Origin of the sequence: Bradyrhizobium sacchari (genome assembly GCF_002068095.1) — a bacterium.
Lineage (GTDB): Bacteria > Pseudomonadota > Alphaproteobacteria > Rhizobiales > Xanthobacteraceae > Bradyrhizobium > Bradyrhizobium sacchari.
Genome location: NZ_LWIG01000022.1, coordinates 6,224 through 20,505, shown reverse-complemented (window position 1 = coordinate 20,505; position 14,282 = coordinate 6,224). Strand labels below are relative to the sequence as shown.

13 protein-coding genes are annotated in these 14,282 nt (G+C 65.9%); 5 read left to right on the top strand and 8 right to left on the bottom strand.

The genetic code is table 11. From position 1 onward, the window contains the following. Positions 1–94 precede the first annotated feature (94 nt). Positions 95–310: a hypothetical protein gene (locus A5906_RS23210; RefSeq protein ID WP_080137692.1), complete on the bottom strand. Its 216-nt coding sequence runs from the start codon at positions 308–310 to the stop codon at positions 95–97. Between the two features lie 106 nt (positions 311–416). Here A5906_RS23210 and hemE point away from each other — a divergent pair, with 106 nt between their 5' ends. Next, positions 417–1,451 (top strand): uroporphyrinogen decarboxylase, encoded by a 1,035-nt coding sequence (hemE, locus tag A5906_RS23205; RefSeq protein WP_080137620.1) that lies wholly within the window; start codon positions 417–419, stop codon positions 1,449–1,451. A 201-nt stretch (positions 1,452–1,652) separates the two neighbouring features. Here hemE and hemC read toward each other — a convergent pair whose 3' ends face one another. Both hemC and A5906_RS23195 read right to left on the bottom strand, forming a co-directional pair. Beyond that, positions 1,653–2,633, bottom strand: a complete 981-nt coding sequence (hemC, locus tag A5906_RS23200) for a hydroxymethylbilane synthase (RefSeq protein ID WP_080137619.1) — start codon at positions 2,631–2,633, stop codon at positions 1,653–1,655. Positions 2,634–2,797: 164 nt separating this feature from the next. Further along, positions 2,798–3,388 (bottom strand): TetR/AcrR family transcriptional regulator, encoded by a 591-nt coding sequence (locus A5906_RS23195; protein WP_080137618.1) that lies wholly within the window; start codon positions 3,386–3,388, stop codon positions 2,798–2,800. Between the two features lie 98 nt (positions 3,389–3,486). Here A5906_RS23195 and A5906_RS23190 point away from each other — a divergent pair, with 98 nt between their 5' ends. Beyond that, a complete protein-coding gene (locus tag A5906_RS23190) occupies positions 3,487–3,852 on the top strand; it encodes a nuclear transport factor 2 family protein (protein WP_080137617.1) in 366 nt (121 codons plus the stop codon). A 256-nt stretch (positions 3,853–4,108) separates the two neighbouring features. Here the strand turns inward: A5906_RS23190 and A5906_RS23185 are convergent, their stop codons facing one another. Further along, positions 4,109–4,597, bottom strand: coding sequence for a MarR family winged helix-turn-helix transcriptional regulator (locus A5906_RS23185; RefSeq protein ID WP_080137616.1), 489 nt, complete (start codon positions 4,595–4,597; stop codon positions 4,109–4,111). A 41-nt stretch (positions 4,598–4,638) separates the two neighbouring features. On the opposite strand from A5906_RS23185, the gene A5906_RS23180 reads away from it, so the two are divergent. Beyond that, positions 4,639–6,132 (top strand): FAD-dependent oxidoreductase, encoded by a 1,494-nt coding sequence (locus A5906_RS23180; protein WP_080137615.1) that lies wholly within the window; start codon positions 4,639–4,641, stop codon positions 6,130–6,132. Between the two features lie 302 nt (positions 6,133–6,434). Further along, positions 6,435–8,396 (top strand): putative bifunctional diguanylate cyclase/phosphodiesterase, encoded by a 1,962-nt coding sequence (locus A5906_RS23175; RefSeq protein WP_080137614.1) that lies wholly within the window; start codon positions 6,435–6,437, stop codon positions 8,394–8,396. Positions 8,397–8,569: 173 nt separating this feature from the next. Here A5906_RS23175 and A5906_RS23170 read toward each other — a convergent pair whose 3' ends face one another. The 4 genes from A5906_RS23170 to pgm form a co-directional block, all read right to left on the bottom strand. Continuing rightward, positions 8,570–9,550, bottom strand: a complete 981-nt coding sequence (locus A5906_RS23170; protein WP_080137613.1) for a PDR/VanB family oxidoreductase — start codon at positions 9,548–9,550, stop codon at positions 8,570–8,572. An 11-nt stretch (positions 9,551–9,561) separates the two neighbouring features. Beyond that, positions 9,562–10,314: a GntR family transcriptional regulator gene (locus tag A5906_RS23165; RefSeq protein WP_080137612.1), complete on the bottom strand. Its 753-nt coding sequence runs from the start codon at positions 10,312–10,314 to the stop codon at positions 9,562–9,564. A 3-nt stretch (positions 10,315–10,317) separates the two neighbouring features. Further along, complete coding sequence (locus A5906_RS23160) at positions 10,318–11,367, bottom strand: aromatic ring-hydroxylating dioxygenase subunit alpha (protein WP_080137611.1); 1,050 nt, start codon at positions 11,365–11,367, stop codon at positions 10,318–10,320. 305 nt (positions 11,368–11,672) lie between these two features. Further along, positions 11,673–13,319: a phosphoglucomutase (alpha-D-glucose-1,6-bisphosphate-dependent) gene (gene pgm / locus A5906_RS23155; RefSeq protein WP_080137610.1), complete on the bottom strand. Its 1,647-nt coding sequence runs from the start codon at positions 13,317–13,319 to the stop codon at positions 11,673–11,675. Positions 13,320–13,568: 249 nt separating this feature from the next. On the opposite strand from pgm, the gene A5906_RS44850 reads away from it, so the two are divergent. After that, the coding region (locus A5906_RS44850; protein ID WP_245326865.1) for an alpha/beta hydrolase family protein at positions 13,569–14,282 on the top strand (714 nt) is incomplete at its 3' end.

The window sequence follows — 14,282 nt, the reverse complement described above, 5'->3', positions numbered from 1 at the left end:
CGGCTATCTCCCCGCTTTCCAGTAGTCTTACGGACGCCGGAATCGGCGCATCGCTAACAAGACCTTAGCAAGCCGATCGGAATCCGGCGCGCCGCTAGCTGAAGATCGCCTTGACCTTGTCCCAGAGCGAGGGGCTATCTGCCTCCGCATCCGCCTTCGATGGCGTCGGCTGCGCCGCGCTGACGGGATCTGATGCCGGGAAGGTATCCTCCAGCCCGGTATCGAGCTTGGCGTGACGATCGGCGGTGAGCGCCTCACGCAGATCCTCGGCGTGCTTGTCGTGCGGGGCGGGGTTGAATCTCTCGGCCATGATCTCCTCCATTGGCTGGTCAACGCGACCCGATTGCGCTGGTTCCCCTGTTCCGCTGAGCGCCGGGGCGGTGTATCAGGGGCCATAACCTCGTTCAGGACCGTTCGTGCCCCAGCCTGCAAAAAAGCCCTTCATCGACGTGCTCTCCGGCCAGCGCCAACCCGTCCCGCCGATGTGGATGATGCGACAGGCCGGCCGCTATCTGCCGGAATATCGCGAGGTGCGCGCCAAGGCCGGCGGCTTCCTCGATCTCTGCTTCAATCCGGAGCTTGCGGCCGAAGTCACGCTGCAGCCGATCCGCAGGTTCGGCTTCGACGCGGCGATCATCTTCTCGGATATTCTCGTGATCCCCTACGCACTCGGCCGCGCCGTGCGCTTCGAGGTCGGAGAAGGCCCGCGGCTCGAGCCGCTCGACGATCCGGCGAAGGTCGCAACGCTCGCCGCGCACGCCGATCTCGGCAAGCTTCAACCGGTGTTCGACGCATTGAAGATCGTGCGCGGCGCGCTCGATTCCCAAACCGCGCTGATCGGCTTCTGCGGCGCGCCGTGGACGGTGGCGACCTACATGGTCGCAGGCCACGGCACGCCCGACCAGGCCCCGGCCCGGATGATGGCCTACCGGCATCCGGACGCATTTTCGAAAATCATCGACGTGCTGGTCGACAGCTCGATCGAGTATCTGCTGGCGCAGCTCGCCGCCGGCGCCGATGCCTTGCAGATCTTCGACACCTGGGCCGGCGTGCTGCCGCCGACCGAATTCGTGCGATGGTCGGTCGAGCCGACGCGGCGCATCGTGGAGGGCGTGCGGGCGAAGGCGCCGGATGCCAAGATCATCGGTTTTCCCCGCGGGGCTGCGGCGCAACTGCCTGGCTACGTCGAGGCGACCGACGTCAACGGCGTCAGCATCGACTGGACTGCGGAGCCGTCCTTCATCCGCGAGCGCGTACAGTCGCGCGTCGCGGTGCAGGGCAATCTCGATCCACTGGTGCTGATATCAGGCGGCGCCGCGCTCGACCGCGCGGTCGACAACGTGCTGGCCAATTTCGCTGAGGGGCGGTTCATCTTCAATCTCGGCCACGGCATCCAGCCGGAGACGCCGATCGCCCATGTCGAGCAGATGATCAGGCGCGTGCGGGGCTGATTTTTCCGCCTCTTAAGGGGCGGAAACAAAAAAGTGCGAAAACAACCCCATGCACAGTAGAGAGATCACGCGCGATCAATGACTTAGCGCGCGCCGAAATCAGACGAGGCGTCATCGCACCAGATCGCGCCGAGGTTTGACCCGTCGGGCAAAACAGGGGCATAATGACATCATCGCCCTCATGAGAAATTTGGTGAGAGTCTAGCGCGGGCGGCTGCGCTCGATGATCTCTGCCGCTCCCTTCGCCAGCAGATCGAGACCCACCGCACGGCCGAGCTCGCGCGGGCGGTTGGCCGGGCCCGTGCGCGAGGCTTCGATGATGGTGTTGCCGGAGAGGTCGAGCACGGATGCGGTGAGCGACATCTGATCGCCGGCGATGGTCGAGAAGCCCGCCACCGGCGAATTGCAGTGACCATTGAGCACCCACAGCACCTCGCGCTCGGCATCGGCTGAGGCATGCGCGGCGGGATCGTCGATCGACGACAGGATTTTTCGCGTTTGCCAGTCCTGCGCGGCGCATTCAACGGCGACGATGCCCTGCCCCGCCGCGGGCAGCATCTCCGCTGCGGTGAATTCGTAGGCGATGCGGCTCGCAAGGCCAACGCGATCGAGACCTGACCGCGCCATGATCAGCGCATCCGCCGGCCCCACCGCGCCGCCATCCGGCAGGCGCTGCTTCTCGCCATTGTCGAGCTTTCGCACACGGGTGTCGGCGGCGCCGCGGAAATGGATCACGTCCACATCCGGAAACAACCGCCGCGCATAGGCGGCGCGGCGGACGGCATTGGTGCCGACCTTAAAGCCCTTGCCGCGGGACTGACGCAGCGCCTCAAGCGTCACGCCGTCGCGCAGCACCAGCGCATCGCTTGGCGGATCGCGCGACAGCGTGGCGCCGATGACGAGGCCGGGCGTGTCCTCGTTGCCCGGCATGTCTTTCAGCGAATGCATCGCCGCCTGCAACTCGCCCGACAGCACGGCGGCGCGGATCTGCGCCACGAAGGCACCGCCCTTGCCGCCATGCGGCAGCAGCTTGCTGGTCTGGTCGAGGTCGCCCGTGGTGTCGAACTTGACGATCTCGACGTCGAGTCCGGGCACGGCGGCAGCCAGGCGGCGCGCGATCTCCTCCGTCTGTGCCAGCGCCATGGCGCTCTTGCGTGTGCCGATCCTCAGTCGCGTAGCCAAGCTCTTGTCCTTTCAGGGCGCGGGTTGCCGTGTTCGAGCATGATCCTGTCGGAAGACCGGTGGCCGCCTTGCGCTAACGCGGCGCTCCCGGGCCGGATCCCCCCATATCATGGCATGGGCTTCTCCGCGATCATGATGATCGAGGCTGCCGTCACTTAGCACAATCAGTCGCGCGAGCGCAGCGCCTCGACCAGCGACTTGAACGCGCGGGCATATTCCGCGCCCGCCCGTGCGATATCGGCGCGGCCGGCACAGGCGACCGCGGCTTCGGTCACGGCACCGAGCAGCAGCCGCGCCAGCGGCTCGACCGGCTGCCGCGCAATCAGACCGGCCTCCATCGCCGCGGAGAGCGCGCGCGGCATCTTGCCGCCGAAGTGCTGCGCGTCGATCTCGCGCCAGCGCTCCCAGCCAAGCACGGCGGGACCGTCGCGCAAGATGATCTGGCCGGTCGGCCCCTTGGCGGTCGCGGCAAAATAATGCTGGGTGCCGGCGACCATCGCGGCGAGCACGTCCTTCTCGGCTCGCGCGGTGCGGTCGATCTCGGCGACGAGGTCGCGCGAGACCTGATCGAACACCGCTTCGAACACCGCCTCCTTGGTCCGGAAGTGGTGATAGACCGCGCCCTTGGCGATGGAGGCACCTCCCGCAATCTCGTCCATGGTGGTGGCGGCAAAGCCCTGCGTCCCGAACAGCCGGCGCGCCGCCGTCAGGATCGCCTCCGATGTTGCCGCCCGCCGCTCCGCCTGTTTCGCCATGGCCCTCGTCTAGTCGAATTCGGCGCAAGCGGCCAGTTGACTTTTCGACCATCGGTCGGTAATTACCGACTATCAGTCGGTTTTAATCGGAGGTCGCCGTGCCCAGCCGTGACATCGTCGAAGCTTTTGCGCAGCGACTGGAAGCCGGAGATTTCATCGGCGCGATAGAACAATTCTACGCGCCGGATGCCGCCACCTATGAGAACAACGCCGCACCAACGGTCGGCCGCGACAAGCTGGTTGCCAAGGAGCGCGGCGTGCTGGCAGCCTCCAAGGAGGTCAATGCGGTCCGCGTCGGGCCAAGCATGATCGAAGGCGACCACGTCGCGACGCGCTGGAGTTTCAGCTTCACCAATGCTGAAGGCGTCACGCGGACGCTGGACGAGATCGCATGGCAGACCTGGCGCGGGGATCGGCTGATCGAGGAGCGGTTCTATTACGACCCCAAGCAGCTGGGGCGGTGACTGCACGTCTCGGGCACAGGTGCCATCGCCCGGCTTGACCGGGCGATCCAGTACGCCGAGACGGTCGTGACTGAATCCGATGGCCGCGGCGTACTGGATGCCCCGGTCCCGTCTCCGCCAAGGCTACGGCGGGCCAAAAGGGTGCTCGGCCCGCCGGAGCTTTAGCGAAGGCGGCAGGCCGGGGCATGACAACCGAGGTGGCGAAACGGCGCAATACGTTTGTCGGTACAGAGAAACTGCACACGCGTTCGTGATTTCAGCTTGGATCACCTGACGTGATCATCGCGTCTGCGAGCTTGCGCATCAAGCGCACGAGGTCCTCGACATCCTGGTCGTCCCAGCTTGCGAACATCCCGCCGACGATCCGTTCGCGCGCCCGGTCGACTGCATCCGTCATGGCTTTGCCGCTGGGCGTGATGGTGGCTTCGCTGACGCGGCGATCCGCTTCGCTGGCGTGGCGCTTTACCAGGCCCAGGCTTTCCAGCTTTGCCACCTGTCGGCTCACCGTCGTGTAGTCCCGTCCCATCCGATCGGCGAGGTCGACGACGCCGATCGGACCGCGCCGCTCGATGCCGACGAGCAGCGGAAAGAGCGCGCGATCGAGCGATATCCCCGCCTCGCGGATCATCATGTCGTCGCCCTGCCGGCGGTTCATCACGCTGAGGATGTCGATCAACGCCTCGTGAAGCGAACGCACCTGTTTTTTAATATGTGTATTTTGCACGCTTCTTGACATCCCAACCATCCTTCTCTTAATGTGTGCATATTACACATAACGAGGGTCCCATGACAAAGCCATTCACGGCGGACGTCCTGATCTCAGGTGCAGGCGCGGCCGGCCTGACACTCGCCATCGATCTCGCCCGACGGGGCGTCTCGTTTCGGCTGATCGAGAAGAAAGATGGTCCGTTCCACGGCTCGCGCGGCAAGGGCATCCAGCCCCGAACCCAGGAGATTTTCGAGGATCTCGGCATCCTCGACCGCATCGTCGCGGCCGGCGGCCCCTACCCGCCCCAGCGCGAATATTGCGACGACGGAAGCTTCATCGAGTCCGAGGTCGCAGAGCACATCGACCCGACCCCCGCCGAGCCCTACCACATGGCGCTGATGATCCCGCAGTTCCAGACCGAGGGTGTGATGCGCGAACGCCTGCGCGAACTCGGCCAGCAAGTGGAGTTTGGCTGCGAGCTGGCCGGCTTGGAGCAGGACCAGGACGGCGTGACCGCGCGCCTGGCAGGCAAGAATGGCGAGGAGACCATCCGGGTGCGCTACCTCGTCGGCGCCGACGGCGGTCGCAGCTTCGTGCGTCATGCGCTCGCTATCGGCTTTCCGGGCAAGACGCTCGGCGTGCGTGCCATCGTCGCCGATGTTGTGCTGACGGGGCTGGACCGCGGGGCGTGGCATCGCTTCCACGACGGTGCGATGGATCGGCAGATGGCGCTGTGTCCGCTGGCCGGAACGGAGCTCTTCCAGTTGCAGGCGCCGGTCCCGCTCGAAGGCGAGGTCGATCTGTCGGCCGAAGGGCTCTCGGCCATGATCGCCGAACGTACCGGGCGCAGCGATATTCGCGTTCACGCCGTACATTGGGCGTCGGCCTACCAAATGAATGCGCGTCTTGCCGATCGTTACCGGAACGGTCGCGCATTCCTGATCGGCGATGCCGCTCACATCCATCCCCCGACCGGTGGGCAAGGTCTCAATACCAGCGTGCAGGATGCCTACAATCTCGGCTGGAAGCTCGCCGCCGTGATCGGCGGGGCTCCCGCAGTTCTGCTCGACAGCTATGAAAGCGAACGCCGGCCGGTCGCGGCCGGCATGCTCGGCCTTGCCACAAAATTGCTGGGTGCCGCCAGGCGCGGCGAGCTGAGGCGCGGCCGCGAGGTGCAGCAGCTCGACATCGGCTATCCCGGTTCGCCGCTCACGCTGGAGCAGCCGGAGCGCGAGTCCGGGCTGCTTGCCGGAGATCGTGCACCGGATGCGCCGCTGCGCGGCGCCGCCGGACAGCCCTCACGCCTGTTCGATCTGCTCAAGGGACCTCATTGGACGCTGCTTGGCTATCAGGTCAAACGCGACGCCGTGCCGGCGCGGACAGGCTTGCACATCCACTGCATCGGCCCGGATGGCGAACTCGTCGACGAAGGCCAGCACTTCCGCCGCGCCTACGCCCCCTCCTCTGGTGACTGGGTGCTGGTACGTCCCGACGGCTATATCGGCGCCTTCGTCAGTTCGCAGCAGACGGATGCGCTCATGCGATTCCTGGACGAACAAGGTGTGGCCTGAAGAATCGCTCTATTGCGATCCGAAGCAACTGGGGCGGTGGGCGCGCGCGCCTAACACAGGTGTCATGGCCGAGCTCAAGCCCGGGCATGACAGCGAAGATGGTGGCGAACATGTTCCCTCCGTTACAGCCGTAACGCGCGGGGCGTCGCATTTGTATCGATTTGTTATCGATACCGATCTTCCGGCACCTAGAAGTGATCGCAACACCAGCCGCAAGCATGGATAATTCATAGTTCGTCAAAGGTTTGCGGAGAATTCTCCGGATCGAGCCGGACAAACGGCCCCTGCTGCTAGGCTCTGGAATGCGGACTCAACTGACCAGCTATTTCGCGCGGCTGTTCGCCGGCGATCTGTCGGCGTTCGGCGGTCCCGCAACGGACGAAGCCGTGGCGGGCCACATCCGCGCCGAACAGATGTCGCTGGTGCTGGGCTATTCGGTCGGCATCATGCTTGCCAACGCCTGCAACGCCATCGTGCTGGCCATCGCGCTGTGGGCCTCGCCCGACCGAACGTTCGCCCTGATCTGGGCGGTCACGGTCGCCGCCGCCGCGATCGCATTCGGCCTGCAATCCCACGCCGCGCGGCGCATCACCAAGCCGCACTTCGTCTCGCAGCGCGCCATGCATCGGCTGGTGCGCAATGCCTTCCTGCTCGGGGCCGCCTGGGGCATCGTTCCGGTCGCCTTCTTCGCCAATGCTTCGACCGGCGGCCAGCTCGTCATCACCTGCCTGTGCTCGGGCATGCTGGCCGGCGGCGCGCTCGCCTTCGCCACGATCCCGATCGCGGCCATCGCCTTCACGGCGCCGATCTTCGTCGGCATCGCCATCTGCCTCAGCAGGAACGGCGATCTCGCCTTCCTGCTGATCGCCTTCCTCGTCGTGGTCTATGGTACCGTGCTGCTGCGCGGCGTGTTCGTCAATTCGTTCTCGTTCGCGCGGCGCGTGATGCGGCAGATCGAGGCGGAGCGCACGGTGCGGCAGGATCCGCTGACGCAACTGCCCAACCGCATCGCCTTCAACGAGACGCTCGATGCCGCGCTGAAGCGCCTTGCGCTGTCGGGCGAGGAGTTTGCGGTCCTGCTGCTCGATCTCGATCGCTTCAAGGAGGTCAACGACAAGTTCGGCCATCCGGCCGGCGATGAATTCCTGGTCCAGGCCGCAAGCCGGCTGCAGCGCTGCACCCGCGCGGCCGAGCACGTCGCGCGCATCGGCGGCGACGAGTTCGCGCTGGTGATGGCCAATCTGGCGCGGCCGGAGGATGCGCTCGAGATCGCCGAGCGCTTCGTCGCGGCCTTCGACGAACCGTTCCAGATCGAGGGCCGCCAGATCGTCGGCGCCACCAGTGTCGGCATCGTGCTGGCACCGCGCGACGGCAACATGGCACTCGACCTCATGAAGAACGCGGACGCCGCGCTCTACCGCGCCAAGAAGGCGGGACCAGGCACCGTCTGCTTCTTCGAACAAGCCGACGACAGGCAGTCCCGCGACCGCAAGGCGCTGCAAGCGGACCTCGCGGGCGCCATCGCGCGGGACGAGCTGTTCCTGGTGTTTCAGCCGTTCCTCGATCTTCGCAACAACCGCATCACCGGCTTCGAGGCGCTGCTGCGCTGGCAGCATCCCTCGCGCGGGCTGGTGCCGCCGAGCGAGTTCATTGGAATCGCCGAGGAGACCGGGCTGATCCACGAGATCGGCGAATGGGTGATCCGGCGCGCGTGCGCGACGCTGGCGGACTGGCCCGAGGACATCAGGGTCGCCGTGAATTTCTCCGCAGCGCAGTTTCACAACACGGCCGTGCTGCAGACCATCGTGCAGGCGCTGGCCGACGCGAAGGTCTCTCCCAGCCGGCTCGAGATCGAGATCACGGAATCGATGCTGCTGTCGAAATACAGCTCGGCCGCCTCGGTCCTGAACGCGCTGCTGCAACTCGGCGTCACCGTGGCGCTCGACGATTTCGGCACCGGGTTCTCGTCGCTGACCTACCTGCGCAAGCTGCCGTTCAGCCGCATCAAGATCGACCAGTCCTTCATCCGCGACATGCTGGTGCAGCCGGACTGCGCCGCGATCGTGAAGTCGGTGATCTCACTGGCGCGCGACCTCAACATCGCCGTGGTGGCGGAGGGAGTCGAGACCGCCGACCAGCTCGAATATCTCCGTCAGATCAGTTGCGACGAGGTGCAGGGGTATCTGATCAGCCGCCCAGTGGCGGCAGATGGCGTGCGGGCGTTGCTGGATACGAAGAAATATCGAGCGACTTACGCGGCATAGCCTGCGTTAGGTCTCACGACCGCCGGTATTCGGCAGTCTTTTTGCGGCCATCCTTCGAGACGCCCGCCTTTGGCGGGCTCCTCAGGATGAGGTCTTTTTTCGCGGCAGGACTTTGGCCCCTCATGGTGAGGAGCGCCGAAGGCGCGTCTCGAACCATGAAGGCCACAGTCGTCTCAAACCGCATCCGCCCGCAGCAGCGTGTCCACGGTGATGGTGCCGCGCGCGCGGGAGACGCAGGCGCAGATCTTCTGGTTGCTCTGTTTCTGATGGTCGCTGAAGAAGACGTCGCGATGGTCGATCTCGCCGTCGACCGCGACGACGTCGATGGCACAGAGGCCGCATTCGCCGCGCTTGCAGTCGTACATCACGTCGTGGCCGCTGGCGTTGAGCACGTCCAGCATCGAACGCTCGCGCGGGATCTCGAGTTCGACGTTCGAGCCGTTCAAACGCACGCGAAAAGTTTCGGTCGGCAGCGTGCCGCTGGAGCCGAAGGTTTCGTAGCGCAGGTCGGGGAGCGGATGGCCGGCGCCGATCCAGGCGTGACGCGCTGCATCGAGCATCCGCATCGGGCCGCAGAACAGGGCCAGCGCGCCTCGCGGAAGCGAGGCGAACAGCGCGTCGAGATCGAGCCGCCGGCCTTCATCGCCGGCATGGACGACAAGGCGGTCACCGAGCATCGCGGCGAGATCGTCGAGATAGGCGGCCTCATTGCGCGAGCGCACCGCGTAATGCAGCGTGACGTTTGCCCCGCGGCGCGCCAACGCCTGCGCGGCGCCGAGGATCGGGGTGATGCCGATGCCGCCGGCGATCAGGCAGTAGTTTTCGCGCGCCCAATCCACCGCCAGCAGCGAGGCGGGCTGGGTGATGTCGAGCCGCGCGCCCGGCTGCAGGGACCACATGTAGCGCGAGCCGCCGCGGGAATCCTCGGCGCGGCGCACTGCGATCTTGAAGCCGCCCGAGGAGGCCTCGCCGACCAGCGAATAGGACCGCGTCTCCGGCTGGCCCTCGATGGTCACGCTGACATTGATGTGGCTGCCGACCGGATAGGCCGCGCCGTCGAACTGATCGGGGCGGATCAGGAATTCTCGGATGCCGGGGGCGAGATCGCGGGTCGAGACGAGCGTCGCCGGGGTCCAGGTTTCGATGAAGCGCATGGTGACTGCCCTCAGTCGGTTGCGGTCTTGATGAGCGCGAGCGCCGGCAGCAGGTCGAGATGGGTCCGGTTGCGCAGCGCGAGCCTCAAGTTGCGAACCGCAAGCCGCGCATGCTCGCGCATGATGGCTTCGGCGCGCGTCCCCTCGCGATTCTCGATCGCGTCGATCACGACGCGGTGGTGCTCCTGGCCGATGATCAGGATCTGCTGCGCCTCGGGCAATGCCGACTGCGCCATGACGAAGCCGCTTGGCGACGCGAACGGCAGCGCCGAGGCGCGGTCGATCTGCCGGATCAATGGCGGGCTGCGCGACAGTTCCGTGAGCACCGCATGGAAGCGCGCGTTCAGCGTCACATAGGACGAAAAGGCTTCGATCGAGATCGGCTCTTGGCTCAGCAGCTCGTCGATCGCGGCAAGACATTCCTTCAGAGGCTCGAGCTCGCGCGCGGAGACGCCGCGCTCGGCGGCGAAGCGCGCGGCGAGGCCTTCCAGCGTGCCGCGCAACTCGATGGAATCGGAGATGTCGCGCTCGGAGAAGGCCTTCACCATGAAGCCGCCGGAAGGAATCCCCTCCAGGAGGCCCTCCTCCTCGAGGCGCACCAGCGCCATGCGCACCGGCGTGCGCGAGGCGCCGGTCGTCTCCACCGCCTGCAGCTCGGAGATGCGCTCGCCGGGGCGCAAAGCCCCCGACAGGATCTGGTCGCGCAGCGCGAGCTGCGCCTTCACGGTCTGCGAGATGGAACGATCGACCTCACGCTCGGCCATGACTTACTCCGCGGCCTGCAGACGCGGCGGCGGATTTTCCTTCGCCACCATCCTCTCGATCAGCTTGCGCGACCACATCGCGCCGGCGTCGATGTTGAGATTGTAGAAAACGCGATCGGGATTCTCATCCATGGCGCGCTGCTGCGCCTCCAGGATCAGCTCGTCCTCGCGGAAGATGCCGGAGACGCCGTCGCGGATCTCGGTGGTGATGCGCTGCTCGCCGAGCTGGTAGTTGCGCACGAAGGCCCAGAAGTAGTGGCAGGTCTTCTCGGTCTCGGGGGTGATGGTGTTGAGCACGAAGCCGTTGACGCCCTGCGAGCGGTCGCCTTCGGGCGCGCCGGTGCCGGCAGGCGCGACGCCGACATCGATGGCGATGGTGCACGGCGCCTCGAACCGGATGATCTGCCAGCGATCGACGAGGCCGGGCTTGCCGAGTTGTTTCGCCCAGAACGGCGGCGCCTCGATGCCGCGCATCCAGCGCGTCACCGTCACCGTCTTCTCGCCGTGGGTGACGTCGAACGGCGCTTCGGCGACCGCATCATTTCCAATCGAGGAACCATGCACGAAGGTCTCGTGGGTGAGATCCATGAGATTGTCGAGCACGAGGCGGTAGTCGCAATTGACGTGGATGGTCTTGCCGTCGCCGGCCCAGGCGGGATCGTGATTCCAGTGCATGTCGGGCACGAGCGCGGGATCGGCAAGCGCAGGATCGCCCATCCAGAGCCAGATGTAGCGATGGCGCTCGACCACCGGATAAGCGCGTACGCAGGCCGACGGGTTGATGGTCTCCTGCGAGGGCATGAAGGTGCAGCGGCCCTGCGCATTGTATTTCAGGCCGTGATAGCCGCAGACGACGGTGTCACCTTCCAGCCTGCCCTTGGACAACGGCACCAAACGGTGCCAGCAGGCGTCCTCCAGCGCGGCCACCGAGCCGTCCGCCTTGCGGTACATCACGATGTGCTTGCCGCAGATCGTGCGCGGCAACAGCGCCGGCTTCACCTCGGCGTCCCACGCCGCGGCGTACCAGGCGTTCATGGGGAAGGGTCTTGTCATTGGTCTCGCTCCCACGGCTTATGTATGCGTTGTGTATACAATAATGGAGAGTTGGAATTGTTCAAGTCCAAGTTTTGCGTATTATAATACCTATTTTTTGATTGGTGTATACATATCGCCATTGTCATTCCCCGCGAATGCGGGGAATCCAGTACGCCGCGGCAGACATTGGGGCACACAAATTCGGCCGCGGCGTACTGGATCGCCCGCCCCTGTGCGCATGCGCACTAGGCGGGCGATGGCCGCGGAGAACGTGGCGGCCCCTCTCGGAGGGCGAGAGAAAGCCGCGCCGGCTGCGGCACGCCTTACGCCGCGAACACCTTCGCCAGCCCGGCCTTCGCCTCTTCCTGAATTCGCTTCAGGTGCTCGGTGCTGCGGAAGCTTTCGGCGTAGATCTTGTAGACGTCCTCCGTCCCCGACGGCCGCGCGGCGAACCAGCCGAAATCGGTCTCGACCTTGATGCCGCCGAACGGCTGGCCGTTCCCGGGCGCCTTGCTCAGCGTCGAGCGAACCGGATCGCCGGCGAGATCCTTGAGGCCGAGCTGCTCGGGCGTGAGGGATTTCAGGATGGTCTTCTGCGGTGTCGTGGCGGCAACGTCGATGCGCGCATAGTGCGGCACGCCGAGCTCGGCGGTGAGATCACCAAACAGCTGGCTGGGATCGCGGCCGGTCTTGGCCATGATCTCGGCGGCGAGCAGGCCGAGGATGATGCCGTCCTTGTCGGTGGTCCACACCGTGCCGTCGCGGCGCAGGAACGAGGCCCCTGCACTCTCCTCGCCGCCAAAGCCGAAGCTGCCGCCGACCAGCCCGTCGACGAACCATTTGAAGCCGACCGGCGTCTCCACCAGCTTGCGGCCGAGCTTCTTGGCGACGCGGTCGATGATCGAGCTCGACACCACGGTCTTGCCGATCGCGGCATCCTTGCCCCAGTCCGGGCGGTGCGCGAACAGATAGGCGATCGCGGTCGCCAGATAATGGTTCGGATTCATCAGGCCGCCGGTGCGGGTGACGATGCCGTGGCGGTCGGCGTCGGTGTCGTTGGCAAAGGCGACGTCGAAACGGTCGCGCATGCCGATCAGGCTCGCCATCGCGTAAGGCGAGGAGCAGTCCATGCGGATCTTGCCGTCCCAGTCGACCGTCATGAAGCGGAAGGTCGGGTCGATCGCCTCGTTCACGACAGTGGCGTTGAGGCCATAGCGCTCGATGATCGGATGCCAGTAATGCACGGCAGCGCCGCCGAGCGGATCGATGCCGATCTTGATGCCGGCGGATTTGACGAGGTCGAGATCGACGACATTGTCGAGATCGGCGACGTAGGGCGTGATGAAGTCGTAAGGATGCACGTTCGCGGCCTTGCGCGCCCTCGCATAGTCGATGCGCTTCAGGCCCTTGAGGCCGTCGGCGAGATAGGCATTGGCGCGCTTCTCGACCACGGAGGTCGCGTCGGTATCAGCGGGGCCACCATGCGGCGGATTGTATTTGTAGCCGCCGTCCTCCGGCGGGTTGTGCGAGGGCGTGATGACGACGCCGTCGGCAAGGCCGCTCGCGCGGCCCTTGTTGTAGGTGAGGATCGCGTGCGAGATCACCGGCGTCGGCGTGTAGCCGCCGTCCTTGTCGATCATGATGTCGACGCCGTTGGCGGCGAACACCTCGACAGCGCTCACCAGCGCCGGCTCGGCCAGCGCATGGGTGTCGATGCCGATGAAGAGCGGGCCGGTCAGCCCCTTTTCCTTCCGGTAGTCGCAGATCGCCTGCGTCGTCGCGAGGATGTGGCCTTCGTTGAACGTGTTCTTGAACGAGGTGCCGCGGTGGCCGGAGGTGCCGAACGCCACCCGCTGCGCGGGATCGGCGACATCGGGCTTGCCCGCAAAATAGGCCGTCACCAGCCGCGGAATGTTGGTGAGCGCGTCCGGCGAGACCTGCTTGCCCGCCGCGGGATGAACATCAGCCACTGAACTATCCTCGCCTTGTCGTGAGTGCGGGACACCATAGCATCGGCTGGGCCCCCGCCAAATGCACAACACGCGCGAGGGGGAAGGCGTTCCGTGGGGGAGCGTTGAGGCGCGCCACATATTCCGCCGTCGTCCCGGCCTCGCGCGCAATTGCGCATGAGGGCTGGGGCGACATCGAGATTGTTGCGCGCTCACCCCCGAACTCGAAATCCGTTATGCTCGCCGCCACCGTCGCCTTCCGAATCGCCCATGATCCCTTCGCGCAAGCTGCTGCTGCTGATCGCCGGCCTCGTCGCTGCCGGCGCGCCGGCGCGGGCTGCGGAATTCTACACCGAGGATCTGCGCATTCCGATGGCGGAGGCGGGACCGCAGGGGCTGGAGGCCTTCCTGGTCCGCCCCGCGGGGACGAAGCGCTATCCGCTGGCGCTGCTCAGCCACGGCTCACCGCGCAAATTCGACGATCGCGCAACGATGTCGGCGCACAAATATTACGGCATCGCGCTGGAATATGCCCGGCGCGGCTTTGCGGCGCTGATCCTGATGCGGCGCGGCTACGGCACCTCGCCGGGCGGCCGCGTCGACAGCGTCGGCGGCTGCGCCAATGCCGCCTATCTGCCGGCAGCGGCGGTTGCGGTTGCGGACCTGCGCGCGGCGATCGAGGCGATGGCAAAGCGGATTGACGTCACGACGTCAGGCATGATCGCGGCGGGCCATTCCGCTGGCGGGCTCGCCACCGTCGCCCTGACCGCGCAGGCGCCGCCCGGCCTCGCCGCGGCGATCAGCTTCGCCGGCGGCCGCGGCTCGCGCGACGACGACGACGTCTGCAATGAGGACGGGCTGGTGCAGGCGTTCGCCACCTTCGGCAAGACCTCGCGGGTGCCGATGCTGTGGGTCTATGCGACCAACGACAACTTCTTCGGTCCCGATCTCGCCCGCCGGCTCTATGACGGGTTTCGCGGCAGC

What these genes read in the sequence shown, in the direction of transcription:
- A5906_RS23175 (WP_080137614.1), top strand. Translation starts at nt 6,435, where the DNA reads ATGCGGACTCAACTGACCAGCTATTTCGCGCGGCTGTTCGCCGGCGAT.
- A5906_RS23160 (WP_080137611.1), bottom strand. Translation starts at nt 11,367, where the DNA reads ATGACAAGACCCTTCCCCATGAACGCCTGGTACGCCGCGGCGTGGGAC.
- A5906_RS23180 (WP_080137615.1), top strand. Translation starts at nt 4,639, where the DNA reads ATGACAAAGCCATTCACGGCGGACGTCCTGATCTCAGGTGCAGGCGCG.
- A5906_RS23210 (WP_080137692.1), bottom strand. Translation starts at nt 310, where the DNA reads ATGGCCGAGAGATTCAACCCCGCCCCGCACGACAAGCACGCCGAGGAT.
- A5906_RS23165 (WP_080137612.1), bottom strand. Translation starts at nt 10,314, where the DNA reads ATGGCCGAGCGTGAGGTCGATCGTTCCATCTCGCAGACCGTGAAGGCG.
- A5906_RS23185 (WP_080137616.1), bottom strand. Translation starts at nt 4,597, where the DNA reads ATGGTTGGGATGTCAAGAAGCGTGCAAAATACACATATTAAAAAACAG.
- A5906_RS23170 (WP_080137613.1), bottom strand. Translation starts at nt 9,550, where the DNA reads ATGCGCTTCATCGAAACCTGGACCCCGGCGACGCTCGTCTCGACCCGC.
- A5906_RS23195 (WP_080137618.1), bottom strand. Translation starts at nt 3,388, where the DNA reads ATGGCGAAACAGGCGGAGCGGCGGGCGGCAACATCGGAGGCGATCCTG.